This is a genomic window from Streptomyces sp. NPDC001568 (assembly GCF_042893755.1).
Classification (GTDB): Bacteria; Actinomycetota; Actinomycetes; order Streptomycetales; family Streptomycetaceae; genus Streptomyces.
The window spans coordinates 5465-19314 of record NZ_JBIAVF010000029.1; the positions used below are offsets into that span (position 1 = coordinate 5465).

Genomic DNA, 13850 nt, shown 5'->3' on the forward strand with positions numbered 1-13850 from the left:
GGGCCCCGGGGACCCCCGGCGGGCCTGGGGCCCCCGCCCCCCCGGGGGGGCCCCGGGGGGGGCGCCCCCCCCCCGGGGGGGGCCGGGGGGCCCCGGGGGGCCCCCCCCGCGGCCCCGCCCCGCCGTGCGCGTACGGAGGCCCCGGGAACGCCGCGGGCCGGGCCCGCGGTGGCGGGCCCGGCCTGGGCGTGGGCGCTTCCGATGGGTCGCGTCGAGGTGCTGACGACGGAGTGCGTGGGAAGGGGTGCGTCGGGCGGGTTCCGACGGGTTGCGCCAGGGTGTCAGGTCGCGGTGAGTTCGGCGGTCAGGGCCTCGCGGATCACCTCGACGCTGCGGTCCACGTCCTCCTCGGTGGTGCGCCAGTTGACGACGGACACCCGCATCGCGGCCCGGCCCTCCCACACGGTGCCGCCGAACCAGCACACGCCGCTGCGCTGGATGCGGGCGATGACGGCGCGGGTGACCGCGTCGTCGTCGCCGAAGCGGACCAGCAGTTGGTTCAGGACGACGTCGTTGAGGAGCTCGACTCCGGGCACGCCGGTCAGCCGCTCGGCGAACCGGTGGGTGTGGGAGCAGCAGCGTTCGACGAGGTCGGCGACGCCGGAGCGGCCCAGGGAGCGCAGCGCGGCCCAGACGGGCAGGCTGCGGGCGCGCCGGGAGAAGTCGGGGACCCACTCGATGGCGTCGCGTTCGCCGTCGGTGCCGGGCGGCAGGTAACCGGCCCGTTCGTTGAGCATGGCCGCCCGGTGGGCCTCGGGGTGGGCGATGACGACGATGCCGCAGTCGTAGGGGACGTTGAGCCACTTGTGGGCGTCCAGCGCCCAGGAGTCCGCGCGTTCCACGCCCTCGACGAGGGGCCGCAGGCGGGGGCTGGCCGCGGCCCACAGGCCGAAGGCGCCGTCGACGTGGACCCAGGCGCCGTGCCGGTGCGCGATGTCGCAGATCTCGCCGACGGGATCGACGGCGCCGGAGTTGACGTCGCCGATCTGCGCGCAGACGATGACCGGCCCGTCGAGGCCCGCGAGGGTGCGTGCCAGTTCGGCGGGGACCATCCGGCCCTTGTCGTCGACGGGGACGTTGCGGATGCGTGCCGTGCCGAAGCCGAGGTAGCGGGCGGCGAGGTCGATGGTCATGTGGTGCTGGGCGCCGGCGACGATGGCGATGTCCGGGGCGCCGCCCAGGCCGTCGCGTTCGACGTCCCAGCCCGCCTCCGCGAGGAGTTTGTGGCGGGCGGCGGCGAGGGAGGTCAGGTGGGCCATGGTGCAGCCGGTCGGGAACCCGACGGAGGCGTGTGCGGGCAGGCCCAGGAGTTCGAGGACCCACTGCGCGGCGACGTCCTCGGCGACGGCGATGGCCGGGGAGAGGTTGTAGAGGCTGGCGGTCTGGTCCCAGGCGGAGACGAGCCAGTCGGTGGCGATGGCCACGGGCAGGGTGCCGCCGGTGACGTAGCCGAAGTAGCGGGGTCCGTTGGCGGTCGGGATGCCGCCCTCGGCGACGGCCCGGCCGAGGAGTTCGATGGTGTCGGTGGCCTCGGCCGGGCCGGCGGGCAGCGGGCCACCGAACATTTTCAGCAATTGTTCGGAGCCGGCAGTGGCACCCACCGGCCGATCGGCGAGACCCGTCAGGTATTCGATGGCCTGCTGATAGGCCAATGCGAGAGGCGCACTGTCTGCTGTGGTCATACTACGAACGTAGGTGGCGGGTACTGACGTGCGACTGACTCAAATGGCCGGAACATCCGGTTACTTGGACTGCGCGGCCCGTTGGACTGTATTACTTTCCTTGCGACCCGTTCCGACCGGCGGGCCACACCGCGGTGAGCCATGAGACATGAGGAGTACCAATGTCCGACGAGCAGACACGCAAGGTTATCGACCAGTTCAACCAGGCATTCCAGCAGCACGACCCGGGCCTGTTGAAGGACCTCCTCGCCGAGAACTGCCGGCTGGAGAACTCCGGACCCGCCCCGGACGGTTCGAAGCACGTCGGATACGACGAATGTCTGCGGTTCTGGTCCTCGATCGCGTCGAACGCGCAGGCCACGTTCGAGGTGGAGGAGGTCTGGGTCGCGGGTGAGCGCGCGGTCTGCCGCTGGACGCTGCGCTGGGGCTCCGGCCCGAAGGACTTCGTCCGCGGCGTCAACGTGACCCGGCTGGAGAACGGTCTGATCGCCGAGAGCTTCGGCTACGTCAAGGGCTGATCCCGGGGCGCGGTACGAGCGCGGCACGCGCGCGATACGCGCGGAGAACGAGCAACGAGCAGAACGAGCGCGTCAACCGAAAGGGGGGCCCGGGCCGATCGGCCCGGGCCCCCCTTTTCCCGTTGTGCTGACGCCGTCGCGGGCGCGCCCCCGCTCAGTCGAGCTGCGAGACGATCATCACGCAGTCCTGGAGGGCCTTGGTGGCGTGCCCCTTGCCCTGGGTGTCCTCGACGAGCTGGGTGTTGCCCGGGGTGAAGGTCCGCCAGGTGCCGTCACTGACCCCGCACTCCAGAAGACCGCTGATCAGGGTCATGATCTGGCGGCGCGGCGCGGGGTGGAAGTCGCCCACGTACCCGGCCGGCAGGAAGAGGTAGACGGCCTGCTTGGCCGGCACGCCCTCGGAGACGAAGATCGGCGGCGCGGGCGGGGCGAAATTGACGGCGGTCACCTCCAGCGTCTCGTCGATGAAATGCGATTCGCCGTTCTCGTCGTTGTAGAGACGCGATACGGCGATTTTTGCGGTCTCGGCGCTCACGGGAACTCCCGGGGGTATCTGGTGAAGTGGCTCGATCGCCCTTCACTATCCCAGCGGCCACTGATGGGCCCCTGACCGTCCCCGAATTCGGGTCTCAGAAATCCATCAGCGCCGTGTCAGCGACGGCGTGCCAAGCTGAGTGCAGAGAAAGGCCGTTGGAGAGGTTCCCAAAGCGGCCGAATGGGGTCCGGTGGGGTTACTCGCCGGACGGGCTCTGCCCACGCAGGTTCGAATCCTGCCCTCTCCGCAGGTGCTCATCCCAGGCACGCGCATCCCGATCCGAACCAAGGGGTGCGCGTGTCTTTGGCATGAGGGGCCCCCGCCGCACCGGCCCGGGCCCCCTCCGGCGCCCCTCCCGCCCGGACCCGCGGAGCGAGGACGTGTATCCAGCCGATCCGCCCGCGGGTCCGCGTCGACGGATCCGATTCCCTCACCACCCCCGCGCGACCCGACCAGGCGTCGTTTCCCGAGCGACCTTGAGAGACATGGAGACGCAGTTGCCCAGCACCGACAACCACACCGGTCCCGCGATCCGCAGGACCGACGCCGCAGCGCTCGTCGAGGAGGTCTCGTCCTGGCTGACCGTGGACGCCGACGAGATCGACGCCAAGTTCCTCGGCGAACGGGGCCGCGTCGTGGAGGCGGTCACCCGGATGAACGCCGCCGCGGTGGCCGGCCCCGACCGGGACGACGCCCACTACCAGCAACAACTCCTGCTGTCGCGGATCTACCAGACGGTGATGCAGATACCGTCGCGGCCGACCGCCGAGGGCTCCGTACTGCTCCACGAGGTCACCCGCCTGTTGGAGCACGCCACCCTCACCACCGAGGACACCCACCTCGAACCCGGGCTGCTGGAGTCCGCACCGACCGAACCCAAGCAGTTCCTGTCCTGGCTCAAGGGCCTCGTCCGCAAGCACCGCGCCTTCAAGCACCCCTACTACACCGACTTCATCAACCGCGAGGCGCGCAGCGAGGACCTGCGCACGTACGTCATCCAGGAGTCGCTGATCGACGGCCGCTTCGACGACTTCCTCGCGATGATGCAGATCGGCACGGCCGGCGCGAGCAAGATGGAGATCGCCGGCAACTACTGGGACGAGATGGGCAACGGCGACCCCGAGGCCGTGCACACCCATCTGTTCAACAAGATCTACGAGGTCTTCGACGTCCGCGCCGAGGACCTGGAAGCCGCCATGACCACCACCGACCTGCACTCGGGCAACCTCGCGGTGCTGCTCTGCCGCTACCGCCACCTGTACCCGGAGGCGGTCGGCTTCCTCGGGATGACGGAGTGGCTGGCCCCCGACCGGTTCCGCAACGTCGTCCGGGCCTGGGAGCGGCTCGGGCTGCCCGAGGTCGGCATCACGTACCACCGGCTGCACATCACCATCGACTCGCAGCACGCGGCGGGCTGGTTCCACAACGTGGTCATCCCGAGCGCCGACACCCCCTACATGCGTCGGGGCATCGCCCGCGGCGCCCTGTGGCGGGCCAACTCCTCCGCCCGCCACCTCGACGAGCGCCTCGAACTGGCGCGGCTGTCCGCCGAGCGCACTCCCGTCGCCGCGGGCTGACGGCCGTGGCGTCGCCGAGCGGGCACGCGCTGCGCGAGCACGGGTTCGCCCTCACCGGGCTGCCGCCCGTGCCCGCGGTGGTCGCCGCCGGCTTCGGGGACCTCCCGCGGCGGCCCCTGCGGCTGCGGATGTCCTGGACGGCCGACGACGACTGGCTGTTCCAGTACGTCCCCTGCGCCCCGGCCGCAGGACCCGCGAGCCCCGTACGGGACCTCGCGGAGCGGCGGCTCGCGGCGGGGCTGTCGGCCCTGTTGCGGTCGACGCTCAGCGGGCCGTGGCTCGACATCCACGCGGACTGGCTGATCGACCTGCACCGGGTCCGCACCGTCGCCCCCGCCGGGGAGGCGGTGCGGGTCGAGCCGCCCGGGCCGAGGCCGGACGGCTGCGCGTTCGGCCTGGTGGCGGTGGTCGGCCGCGAGGGTACGGGGAGCCTGCGCTCCCGGCTGTACGGTCCCGGTCGCGTCGGGCCGCTCGTGGAGGCGGCCCCCGCGCCCGGGCAGGGGATCCTGCTGGACCGACGGGCCGTCGTCGACGACCGGCACGAGCTGCTGGCCGCGGCCGGCGGGCCGGTGGTCCAGGACCTCCTGGTCGCGCACCTGTCCCCGGCCTCCGGGCCGGTGGAGGCGGCGCCCGGCCCGGCCCTGCGGCGGCGCCCGATGCTGGTGCGCGGACCGACCGGCAGCGTGGTGCGCACCCGGCCGGCCCTGCGCTGAGGGCCGGACCGCGACGGAGGGCGGGGCGGTGGGAGTTCCCCACCGCCCCGCCCTCCGTGCGTCCCGGGTCCGGCCACGGCCGCGCCCCCGCACGGAAGTCCGTACGGGGGCGCGGGCGGGGAGGACGTACGGGTCTCAGGACGCGGCGGCTCCTTCCCGCAGCAGGGCGTCGAGGCGGGCGAGGCCCTCGTCACTGGCGCGGGCCGCCGCCAGGTCGTCGGGGGCGGCCGCGCAGGCCTGGAACTGTTCGACGACGAGCAGGCCCTGGGCCTGGATCTCCTCGTCCGTGGGCGAGGTCGGGGACGTCGGGGACGTCGGGTGCATCGGGGAGCCTCCCTCTCAGACCGCGTTGCAGGCGCGGAAGACGTGGACCAGCGCGGGCAGGCTGGCCCGGTGCTGGAAGGCGATGTACTCCGGCAGCACCGCGGAGGGCGCCCACTTCTGCTTGTACTCCAGCTGCGTGCGCGCCGGGTAGATGTGCGCGCCGTGCTCCCACAGGTGTCGCATGAACCAGTGGAAGCCCTGGCTGTGGCCCGGGAACTGGGGGGCCGTCAGCGAGGTGAAGGGGGTGAAGCCGAAGTGCAGCCAGCGGGTTCCCTCGGCGGTGAACACGTCCATGGCCGCCTTGTTGAGGGCCTCCATCACCCCGGGCGGGGAGTCGGGCTGCCGGCGGCTCAGGTCGTGCATCCAGCCGGGCTGCGGCCCGTAGACGGGCGCGTAGGAGACGTAGCCGATCAGCCGGCCGTCGTGGACGGCGGCGAAGAGCCGGCGCAGCGGCTGGTAGCGGCCTCCGGTCTGGCCGACGAGGAACTCCAGCGGTTTGACGCCCTCGCCCTTGGTGGTGAGCCAGGCGGTGTCGAGCGCGGCGATCCGGTCGGCCCAGTCCTCGTAGGGGACCTCTCGGATCTCCAGGCCGCTGCGCAGGGCCCGGGAGATCTTGTTGCGGAGCTGCATGAACTTGGTGCCGGCCAGGGTGAAGGTCTCCAGGTCGACGGCGTAGGAGGAGCCCATCTGGTTCACGGTGAAGCCTTGGTCGACGTAGACGTCGGCGTCCGCGCCCTGGAGCTGCACCGACACGATCTCGCGGCCCTGTTCGGCGGCGAAGGCGGTGAAGCCGGCCAGCAACCGGGCGCGGGGGCCGTCGGGGCCGGCCGGGGCGAAGGGGGCGAAGGGGCCGCCGAACTGCACCAGGTAGCGGCCCACGGGCCGGTAGACGATGATCCCGGGCTCGTCCGGCAGCCGGAAGTAGCTGTTCCCGTCACTGAAGGCGAAATACGCGCTCGGATTTCCGGCGTCCGCGTACTGCCGGATGGCGTCGAGGGCGACATCCGTCTCCAGAATCGTTCCGGTCATTTCAGATCCATTCTCCCGCGAGCACTTCCCCACTTATGGCACGGGTGGCGCGGCGCCACAAGTGTCGGATGGGTCCCCGGTCAGCCGCCCGTCAGGGTGAAGTCAGCTGAAACCGCTGGTCAGATGAGTGTCAGGCCTCAGTCAGACGGTGGATGGAACACTTCTTTCCGAATATTGCCTTTCGGATCGCAGGGAATGTCCCGACCGGTCCGGAGGAGAATTCCGAGAGAGCCCGAGGAGAAAACGCCGATGCGTTCCCTGACGACTGCGCGCGAGATCTGCGAGCAATTCCATCCAGGTCTTCTCGACGCGCTCGAGAACCTGCCGCTGACCGCCGCCGAGGGCGGGGCGCGGGAGAGTGCGGACAGCCCGGTGCTGGAGCTGTACCGCGAGCGCGGCGGTCCGGGGCTGCTCGTGCCCGCCGCGTACGGGGGCGCGGCCGCGGGCCCGTTGGAGGCGGTGCGGGTGCAGCGGGCCGTGGCCGCGGCGTCGCCGTCGTTGGGGGTGGCCTCGACGATGCACCACTTCACGGTCGCGATGCTGTTCCGGCTGGCGGAGGTCACCGACCGGCTCACCCCGAGCCAGCTGAAGGTGATGACGTCGGTGGCCTCGGACGGGCTGCTGCTGGCGTCCGGTTGGGCGGAGGGGCGCACCAGTCAGAACATCCTGACGCCGTCGGTCGTCGCGGAGCGCACCCCGGGCGGGTACCGGGTCAACGGGTCGAAGAAGCCGTGCAGTCTGTCCCGTTCGATGGACGTGCTGACGGCCAGTGTGGCGGTGACGGACGAGGACGGGCGCTCCGGGCTGGCGCTGATGCTCATTCCGGCGTCGTCGCCGGGCATCACGACCCGCCCGTTCTGGGGGACTCCCGTGCTGGCGGCCGCGCAGAGCGACGAGGTCGTGTTCACCGACGTCGACGTGCCGGCCGACCTCGTCATCCACAGCACCCCCGAGGACGCCGACCGGCTCGACGACCTGCAGACGGCCGGGTTCACCTGGTTCGAGCTGCTCGCCACCGCCACCTACGTGGGCGCCGCCTCGGAGCTCGTCGCCCGGGTGGTGGCCGGCGGTCGCGGCAGTGCCGACGAGCGGGCGCGGTTGGTGGTCCGGCTGGACGCCGCGGTCGCCCTCGTCGAGGGCGCGGCGCGGGCGTTGGAGGACGGCACCGAGGGCGACGAGGCGGTGGCGGCGGTGCTGACCGCCCGCTACGCCTCCCAGGACCTGCTGGCCTCGGCCGTCGACCAGGCCGTGGAGATGCTCGGCGGGATGGCGTTCATCCGTTCCGCGGACGTGGCGTACCTGGCGGGCGCGGTCCGTGCCCTGGCCTTCCACCCGCCGTCGCGCGCGAGCGTGGCCGCGGAGCTGGCCGACTACTTCGCCGGCAGCCCCCTGCGGCTGTCCTGATCAGCCGCCCCGCCCCAGCCGCCCCGCCCGCAGTCGCCCTGTCGGAAGGACACCCCTGATGGACATCAAGAATCCGGTCGAGTCACCGGTCACGTTCAACCTGCACCGCGCCGAGTACCTGGTCGCCTTCGCCGTGACGATCGGCCTGATCCTGTGGCACTTCACGGACATCCGGTGGTTCGCGGCGATCGGCCTGTTCCTCTACATCGACCTGCTGGGCTACATCCCGGGGGCCATCGCCTACCGGCGCAGCCCCGACGGGCGGATCCACAAGGCGTACTACGTCCTGTACAACACGATGCACAGCCTGCTCAGCGTGGCCCTCGTGGGTGTGCTGTGGATGTGGCTGATCGGACCCGAGTGGGCGCTGTTGGCGCTGCCGTTCCACGTGTTCGGCGACCGGGGCGTCTTCGGCAACTTCCTCAAGCCGTTCGGGTTGCCCTTCGAGCCGGTGCCGACGCCGCTGGTCGACCGGGTCACGGCGATGCTCAAGCGTCGTGCGGCCACCGACGGCCCGGTGCCGCTGCCCTACGAGGAGCAGGCCGCCGCCACCGGCGCCGCCGCGGCGGTCGGGGCACACCGGTGAGCCGCTATCAGACCTGGCTCACGGACCGTTCGGGTTCGGCGTCCGCGGAAGGGTACGAGGATCCGGAGGCGGCCCGGCTGGCGCTGCGCCGGTTGGCGTCGGGCGTGACGGTGTTGACCGTCAGCCAGGGCGGGGTCCGGCACGGCACCACGGCGAGCGCGGTGGTGACCCTGTCGCGGGACCCGCTGGTGCTGGGGGCCTGCCTGCGGCCCACGTCGACGTTCGCCTCGCTGGTGCGCAGGGCGGGCCGGTTCTCGGTGAACGTGCTGTCCTCGGCGCAGAACGACGTGGCGCGGCGGTTCGCGAACCCGGGGCGGCCTCTCGGGGACGCCCAGTTCGAGGGCTTCGACTGGTCCACCGACCCGCTCACGGGTGCTCCGCTGCTCGGCGGGAGCCTGGCGCACATGGCCTGCCGGATCCTCGGCTGGCACCAGGTCGGCGACCACGACATGCTCCTCGCCGAGGTGACGGGCGGCAGCCACACCGTGAACTCCCCCATGCTCAGCTTCGCCGGCCGCATGCACAGCGCCGCCGTCACCCCCGCGGCGTCCGGCACCGCCCCTTCCGGCGTTCCCGCCGCTTCCACCGTTTCCGTCTCTCCCAGCGAGGTGTCATGACCACCGTTCCGCAGATCCCCGTCGAGGCCGACTGGGACCGCGCGCCCAACCTGCTGGACGGCGCGCAGGAGATGACCCTGACCGCCGACGAGTGCGACCTCGGCTACTGGCTGTCGGCCGTCGCCCAGGGCACCCTGCGCGGGCGGGCCGAGGCCGGCCACGACGCCGTCACCCCCGACCACATGCGCGAGGACGGTCCGCTGCGCCGGGCGCTGGTGCTGGAGCTGGGCAACCGGTCGCTGGCGGAGTCCCGTGCGGTGGAGGTGCTGTCCCACTACGTGATCGGCGCGCCGGGCGTCGTCGAGCAGGAGTTCTTCGCCACGCAGGTCGTCGACGAGGCCCGGCACGCGATGATCTTCCGCAAGCACCTGGTGGACCTCGGGGTGCCCGCGGCGGGGCTGTTGGACTTCATCGAGGACCAGGGCGTCGACTACACGCGGCGGGTGCTGAACCCGATCGCCGAGTTCGCGACGACCGTGGTCCGCGACGAGGGCGACTTCATCGGCGCGGTCGCCGTGTTCACGATCGTCATCGAAGGGGTGCTGGCGCCGGCCGCCGAGCTCAGCGAACGCAAGTGGACGCTCCTGGACCCGGCCGCCGCCGAGATCGCGCGCGGCGCCTCGATCGACGAGATCCGCCACCTGACCGTGGGCAGCTCCATCGTGCGCGAGCACCTGGCGCTCAACCCCTCGTACCGGCCGCGGCTGATCGAGCTGATCCGGCGCGGCCGGCAGCTGTGGGACGAGCTGCCGTCGGAGGAGTTCGTACTGGAACGCGAGGAGCTGTTCCAGGAGGGCATGTTCGCCCACGCCGAACTGCTCGACGGGTACGAGGTCTTCCCCGGCTGCAAGCTGCTGGAGACCACTCCGAAGCAGCGCTACGACCTCGCCGAGCAGTGGACCGACGACATGGCCGAGGTGCGGCTGCCGTACATGGGCATCCCGGAGGCCGTCGACATCATCCGCAACCACCCGCGGTGAGCCGGTGACGGCGGGCGCCGGCACCGCGCCACCGCGCACGTCACCCGCGTCATCACGTGCGTCAGCGCGTCACCGCGCACGTCAACGCGTCACCGCGCACGTCAACGCGTCACCGCCGAGGACCGAGGAGCCGTCATGCACGACCCGCACGCCCTGTTGCAGGACGCGGCCGGGGCCGACCTGGCCCGCCGCGGACACCACCTGGACCGCGCCGCCCTGCGCGAGCTGACCGACCGGCGCTCCCTGCTCATCGCCGAACGCGACAAGCTGCGGGCCGAGCAGAACCGCTCCGCCCGCAGCGGGGTGCGGCCCGACGCGGCCGGGCGCGCCCGGATCCAGGAGGCCAAGGAGCGCCTGCGGTCGGTGTCGGAGGAGCTGCGGGTGGCGCAGGAGTCCTTGGACGCGTTGCTGCTGGCCGTCCCCAACCGGCCCCACCCGGACGTCCCCGACGGCACCGAGCAGGATCCGCCCGTGGTGCGGCGGGTCTTCGGGGAACCTCCGGGCTTCGGGTTCACCCCGCGCGACCACGTGGACGTCGGCACCCGGCTCGGCATCCTCGACCCGGTGCGGGCCGCGAAGCTCTCGGGCTCGCGCTTCGCGGTGACCCGGGGCGCGGGAGCCCGGCTGGAGCGGGCGCTGGCCTCGTTCCTGCTGGACCTGCACACCGGGGAGCACGGGTACGTGGAGCACGGCGTGCCGCACCTGGTGAACCGCGAGTCGATGACGGGCACCGGGCAACTGCCGAAGTTCGCCGACGACCTGTTCGCGACGGACGCCGCCGACCGGGAGCTGCTGTTGATCCCGACGGCCGAGGTGCCGCTGGTCAACCTGTACCGCGGGGAGACCCTCCAGGACGGCGAACTCCCGCTGGCCCTCACCGCGTTCACGCCCTGCTACCGGGCGGAGGCGGGCTCGTACGGGCGGGACACCCGGGGGCTGGTGCGGCTGCACCAGTTCGAGAAGGTCGAGCTGGTGCGGATCTGCCGGCCCGATCGGTCGCAGGAGGAGCTGGAGCTGCTGGTGGGGCACGCGGAGAGCGCGCTGCGCCGGCTGGGGCTCGCGCACCGGGTGGTGGAACTGCGGGCCGGGGACCTCGGGTTCGCCGCCCGGCGGACGTACGACATCGAGGTGTGGCTGCCGGGCCAGGGCACCTACCGGGAGATCTCCTCGTGCTCCGACTGCGGGGACTTCCAGGGGCGCAGGGCCGGCATCCGGGTCCGCGACCGGGACGGCGGCAAGGCCTTCGCGGCGACGCTGAACGGTTCGGCGTTGCCGATCGGCCGGACCCTCGTCGCGATCCTGGAGCAGTACCAGTGCGCGGACGGCTCGGTGACCGTGCCGCCCGCGCTGGTTCCGTACACGGGTTTCACCGCGATCGCCGCGGACGGTACTGCCGTGCCGGCCGGCCCGGCGGGTACGGGGGCGCTCAGCGGGGCCGCGTGAGCAGGGCCCCCCGGCCCCGGTCGGCGGCCCGGTCCCGGTCCCGGTCGCGCTCCCGGTCCGGCCACGGCAGGACCGTGACGGGGGCGAGGTCCCGTGACACGAAGGCGGTCATCGCCCAGGGCGCGTCCCGGTGGGTCGGCCGGAGTTCGGTCCGGCCGTGCCAGGGCGCGGGGCCGTGGCCGTTGATCCCGCGCAGGGTGACGGCGCCGTCGGGGCCGAAGTCCAGGTCGACCTCCCGGGCGCCGTCGGTGAGGCCGCGGCCGGTGGCCTTGACCGCGGCCTCCAGCAGGGTCCAGGCGTGGAAGAAGGTCTCCGGGGTCGCGCTCGCCGGTACGCCGGGGTAGACGAAGGTGAGCACGTCCAGGTTGGTGGCGGCCGGGCGGACCAGTTCCACGTCCACTCCCACCGGTCCGGTCTCGGTGGCCCCGAGCAGCAGCAGCCCGTCCGAGCGGGACCAGCTGATGTGCGTGCCGGGTCGGTCGGGCAGGTACGGCTTGCCCGCCGGGTCGTAGTGGATGCGCAACTCGGACGCGGGCATGCCGAGGCGTTCGGCGAGCAGCCGGCGGACGGTGAGCCGGGCGCGGTAGAAGCGGTGGGCGGCCCGGGCGTGGACGAACTCGGCGCCGCGGCGCAGCTCGTCCTCGGTGAGGCCCTCGGGATAGTGCGCGCTGATGTCGGTGGGGTCGACCCGGTCGAGGTCGACCAGCCATGCGTCCATCGTGCTCCTTCCATGGGTACGGTCCTTCGTCGCGGAAGGGGCGGCCTACAGGGAGAACACCTGCGTGGCGGAGAGCGCCGGGTCGCCGGGGCGGACGTGGAGCCGGCCGGCGGCCGGGTGCATGACGACCGCGGCGACGGTCCGCTCCGCCCGGATGTCCCCGCGGTCGGGGACCCGCAGGGGCTCCTTCGCGAGCAGCGCGAAGTGGTCCTCGGCGTCGGCGTCGCCGCGCAGGGCGGCGAGCCCGTCGGTGGCCGCGCGCAGCCGGCGCACCGAGGAGTTGCGGGCGAACACGTTCAGCTCGTCGGCCGGGGCGAAGTCCGGGTGGAGGAAGTGGTTGGTGTGGGCGAGGCCGGCGGGTCCGGCCTCCCGTACGCGCAGTTCCCCGTCGAGGTGTTCGACGTACAGGGCCCGTTCGGGGTCGCACAGCATGAGGGAGCGGGAGCTGGCCAGCGGCAGGCCGGCGAGGATCTTGAGGGCCTCGTCGACGCTGCCTGCGTGGTCCAGGAGGTGGCGGATGGCGAGGTACGGGGGGACGCCGGGGCGCCAGGTGCCGCCGAGGACCAGGTTGAGGCCGACGGCCAGGCCGTCGCTGTTGAGGCCGAGGTAGCCGAGGAGCCCGGCGAAGCTGAGGACCAGCGAGCGGCGGGGGGAGCCGGCGCGGGCGGTCTCCAGGACGGCGATGTGGCTGTCGAGGTTCCCGTTGAGGTCGACGGTCTGGGCGAGGACGGGGGTGCCGTCGATGGTGGTGCGGGCCCAGGTGGTGCAGTCGCCGGCCGTGGGGACCTTGGAGTAGCCCATGATCTCCCGGCGGAGTTGGAGCAGCCAGGCCTCGTCCTCGCCGATGCCGGCGCCCTCGGCGAGGCCCGCGACCTCCTCGGCGAGGTCGGGCAGGGCCGCCGCCACCTCCGCCCGGTGGGCGGAGACGGTCGGCAGCAGGTCGGGCAGGGTCAGGGGCCGGGCGGTGAGGTGGTTCAGCCGGGCCAGGCCGTCGTCGAGGAAGGCCCGCAGGGGGGCGGCGAGTGCCCGGCCGTGGGCGCGGCCGATGTCGCGGGGGGTGCCGCCGGCCCGTATGAAGGTGATGCCGTCGGCGGTGTTCACGCCGGTACGGCCTTCTTCGGGCCGCGGGCGAGGGCCTCGCGGACGGCAGGCCACTCGGCGCGCAGGATGCTGTAGAAGACGGCGTCGCGGCGGCGGCCGCCCGGCATGTAGTTGAAGCTGCGCAGGGTGCCCTCCTCGGTGGCGCCGATGTTCGCGAGGCCGCGGCGGGCCTGGACGTTGAGGACGTCGGTCTTGAACTCGGCGCGTTCGACGTCGAGCACCTCGAAGGCGTGGGCCAGCAGCAGGGCCTTGGCCCAGTGGTTGACGCCGCGGCCGCGGAAGTCCCGGCCGAGCCAGGACCAGCCGATCTCCAGGCGGCGGTCGGCCTCGGCCATGTTGCCGAAGCTCATGCTGCCCGCGATGCGACCGCTGTCCTTGTCGGTGATCACGTACACGACCCGGCGGCCGGCGGCGTGGTCGGCGAGGTTGGCGTCGAAGAAGGACTCGAAGTCGGTCTCGGTCTCGACGGCGGCGACGAAGTAGCGCCAGATGGCCGGGTCCATGGCGACGGCCCGGATGCCCTCGCGGTCCGCCTCGGTGATCGGGGCGAGGCGCACCCGGTCGTTCTCCAGGACGGTGGCGGCGTGGTCGGTCCAGGAGGCGTGGTCGGTCGAGCTCATGGT

15 protein-coding genes and 1 tRNA gene are annotated in these 13850 nt (G+C 72.6%); 9 read left to right on the forward strand and 7 right to left on the reverse strand.

Annotation, left to right across the window (positions count from 1 at the left end; all coding sequences use genetic code 11):
- Positions 1-281: 281 nt before the first annotated feature.
- Positions 282-1682 carry a pyridoxal phosphate-dependent decarboxylase family protein gene (locus ACFY0I_RS37035; RefSeq protein ID WP_388904039.1) on the reverse strand — a complete coding sequence of 467 codons (1401 nt, stop codon included), beginning with the start codon at positions 1680-1682 and terminating at the stop codon, positions 282-284.
- 161 nt (positions 1683-1843) lie between these two features.
- Between ACFY0I_RS37035 and ACFY0I_RS37040 the strand changes: the two genes are divergently transcribed.
- Positions 1844-2200 (forward strand): nuclear transport factor 2 family protein, encoded by a 357-nt coding sequence (locus ACFY0I_RS37040; protein ID WP_388904040.1) that lies wholly within the window; start codon positions 1844-1846, stop codon positions 2198-2200.
- Between the two features lie 154 nt (positions 2201-2354).
- Here ACFY0I_RS37040 and ACFY0I_RS37045 read toward each other — a convergent pair whose 3' ends face one another.
- Positions 2355-2735, reverse strand: coding sequence for a hypothetical protein (locus ACFY0I_RS37045; RefSeq protein WP_281207571.1), 381 nt, complete (start codon positions 2733-2735; stop codon positions 2355-2357).
- Between the two features lie 157 nt (positions 2736-2892).
- Here ACFY0I_RS37045 and ACFY0I_RS37050 point away from each other — a divergent pair.
- The 3 genes from ACFY0I_RS37050 (at position 2893) to ACFY0I_RS37060 (ending at position 5025) form a co-directional block, all read left to right on the forward strand.
- A tRNA-OTHER gene (locus tag ACFY0I_RS37050) sits at positions 2893-2982 on the forward strand.
- Positions 2983-3220: 238 nt separating this feature from the next.
- Positions 3221-4312, forward strand: a complete 1092-nt coding sequence (locus ACFY0I_RS37055; protein ID WP_388904042.1) for an iron-containing redox enzyme family protein — start codon at positions 3221-3223, stop codon at positions 4310-4312.
- A 5-nt stretch (positions 4313-4317) separates the two neighbouring features.
- Positions 4318-5025 carry a 2OG-Fe dioxygenase family protein gene (locus ACFY0I_RS37060; protein ID WP_388904044.1) on the forward strand — a complete coding sequence of 236 codons (708 nt, stop codon included), beginning with the start codon at positions 4318-4320 and terminating at the stop codon, positions 5023-5025.
- Positions 5026-5160: 135 nt separating this feature from the next.
- Here the strand turns inward: ACFY0I_RS37060 and ACFY0I_RS37065 are convergent, their stop codons facing one another.
- Complete coding sequence (locus ACFY0I_RS37065) at positions 5161-5349, reverse strand: hypothetical protein (protein WP_388904046.1); 189 nt, start codon at positions 5347-5349, stop codon at positions 5161-5163.
- Positions 5350-5364: 15 nt separating this feature from the next.
- Positions 5365-6378, reverse strand: a complete 1014-nt coding sequence (locus tag ACFY0I_RS37070) for a bifunctional lysylphosphatidylglycerol flippase/synthetase MprF (RefSeq protein WP_388904047.1) — start codon at positions 6376-6378, stop codon at positions 5365-5367.
- A gap of 249 nt (positions 6379-6627) precedes the next feature.
- On the opposite strand from ACFY0I_RS37070, the gene ACFY0I_RS37075 reads away from it, so the two are divergent.
- The 5 genes from ACFY0I_RS37075 (at position 6628) to serS (ending at position 11408) form a co-directional block, all read left to right on the forward strand.
- Positions 6628-7782 (forward strand): acyl-CoA dehydrogenase family protein, encoded by a 1155-nt coding sequence (locus ACFY0I_RS37075; protein WP_388904048.1) that lies wholly within the window; start codon positions 6628-6630, stop codon positions 7780-7782.
- Positions 7783-7840: 58 nt separating this feature from the next.
- Positions 7841-8368: a hypothetical protein gene (locus tag ACFY0I_RS37080; RefSeq protein WP_388904049.1), complete on the forward strand. Its 528-nt coding sequence runs from the start codon at positions 7841-7843 to the stop codon at positions 8366-8368.
- The gene (locus ACFY0I_RS37085; protein WP_388904050.1) at positions 8365-8985 is read left to right on the forward strand and encodes a flavin reductase family protein; all 621 of its coding nucleotides are present in this window, start codon (positions 8365-8367) and stop codon (positions 8983-8985) included. Before ACFY0I_RS37080 ends, ACFY0I_RS37085 begins: the two co-directional genes overlap by 4 nt.
- A complete protein-coding gene (locus ACFY0I_RS37090) occupies positions 8982-9965 on the forward strand; it encodes a VlmB-like protein (protein WP_388904051.1) in 984 nt (327 codons plus the stop codon). Before ACFY0I_RS37085 ends, ACFY0I_RS37090 begins: the two co-directional genes overlap by 4 nt.
- A gap of 135 nt (positions 9966-10100) precedes the next feature.
- The gene (gene serS, locus ACFY0I_RS37095) at positions 10101-11408 is read left to right on the forward strand and encodes a serine--tRNA ligase (protein ID WP_388904052.1); all 1308 of its coding nucleotides are present in this window, start codon (positions 10101-10103) and stop codon (positions 11406-11408) included.
- Here the strand turns inward: serS and ACFY0I_RS37100 are convergent.
- Genes ACFY0I_RS37100 through ACFY0I_RS37110 form a run of 3 tightly spaced genes read right to left on the reverse strand, consistent with a single transcriptional unit; the run spans position 11392 to position 13847 of the window.
- On the reverse strand, positions 11392-12126 hold the full coding sequence (locus ACFY0I_RS37100; protein ID WP_388904053.1) for a 4'-phosphopantetheinyl transferase family protein: 735 nt from the start codon (positions 12124-12126) through the stop codon (positions 11392-11394). The two genes, serS and ACFY0I_RS37100, sit on opposite strands and share 17 nt — an antisense overlap.
- A 45-nt stretch (positions 12127-12171) precedes the next feature.
- Positions 12172-13227 carry a C45 family autoproteolytic acyltransferase/hydolase gene (locus tag ACFY0I_RS37105; RefSeq protein WP_388904054.1) on the reverse strand — a complete coding sequence of 352 codons (1056 nt, stop codon included), beginning with the start codon at positions 13225-13227 and terminating at the stop codon, positions 12172-12174.
- A complete protein-coding gene (locus ACFY0I_RS37110) occupies positions 13224-13847 on the reverse strand; it encodes a GNAT family N-acetyltransferase (protein ID WP_388904055.1) in 624 nt (207 codons plus the stop codon). The genes ACFY0I_RS37105 and ACFY0I_RS37110 overlap by 4 nt, the downstream gene beginning before the upstream one ends.
- Between the last annotated feature and the right edge of the window lie 3 nt (positions 13848-13850).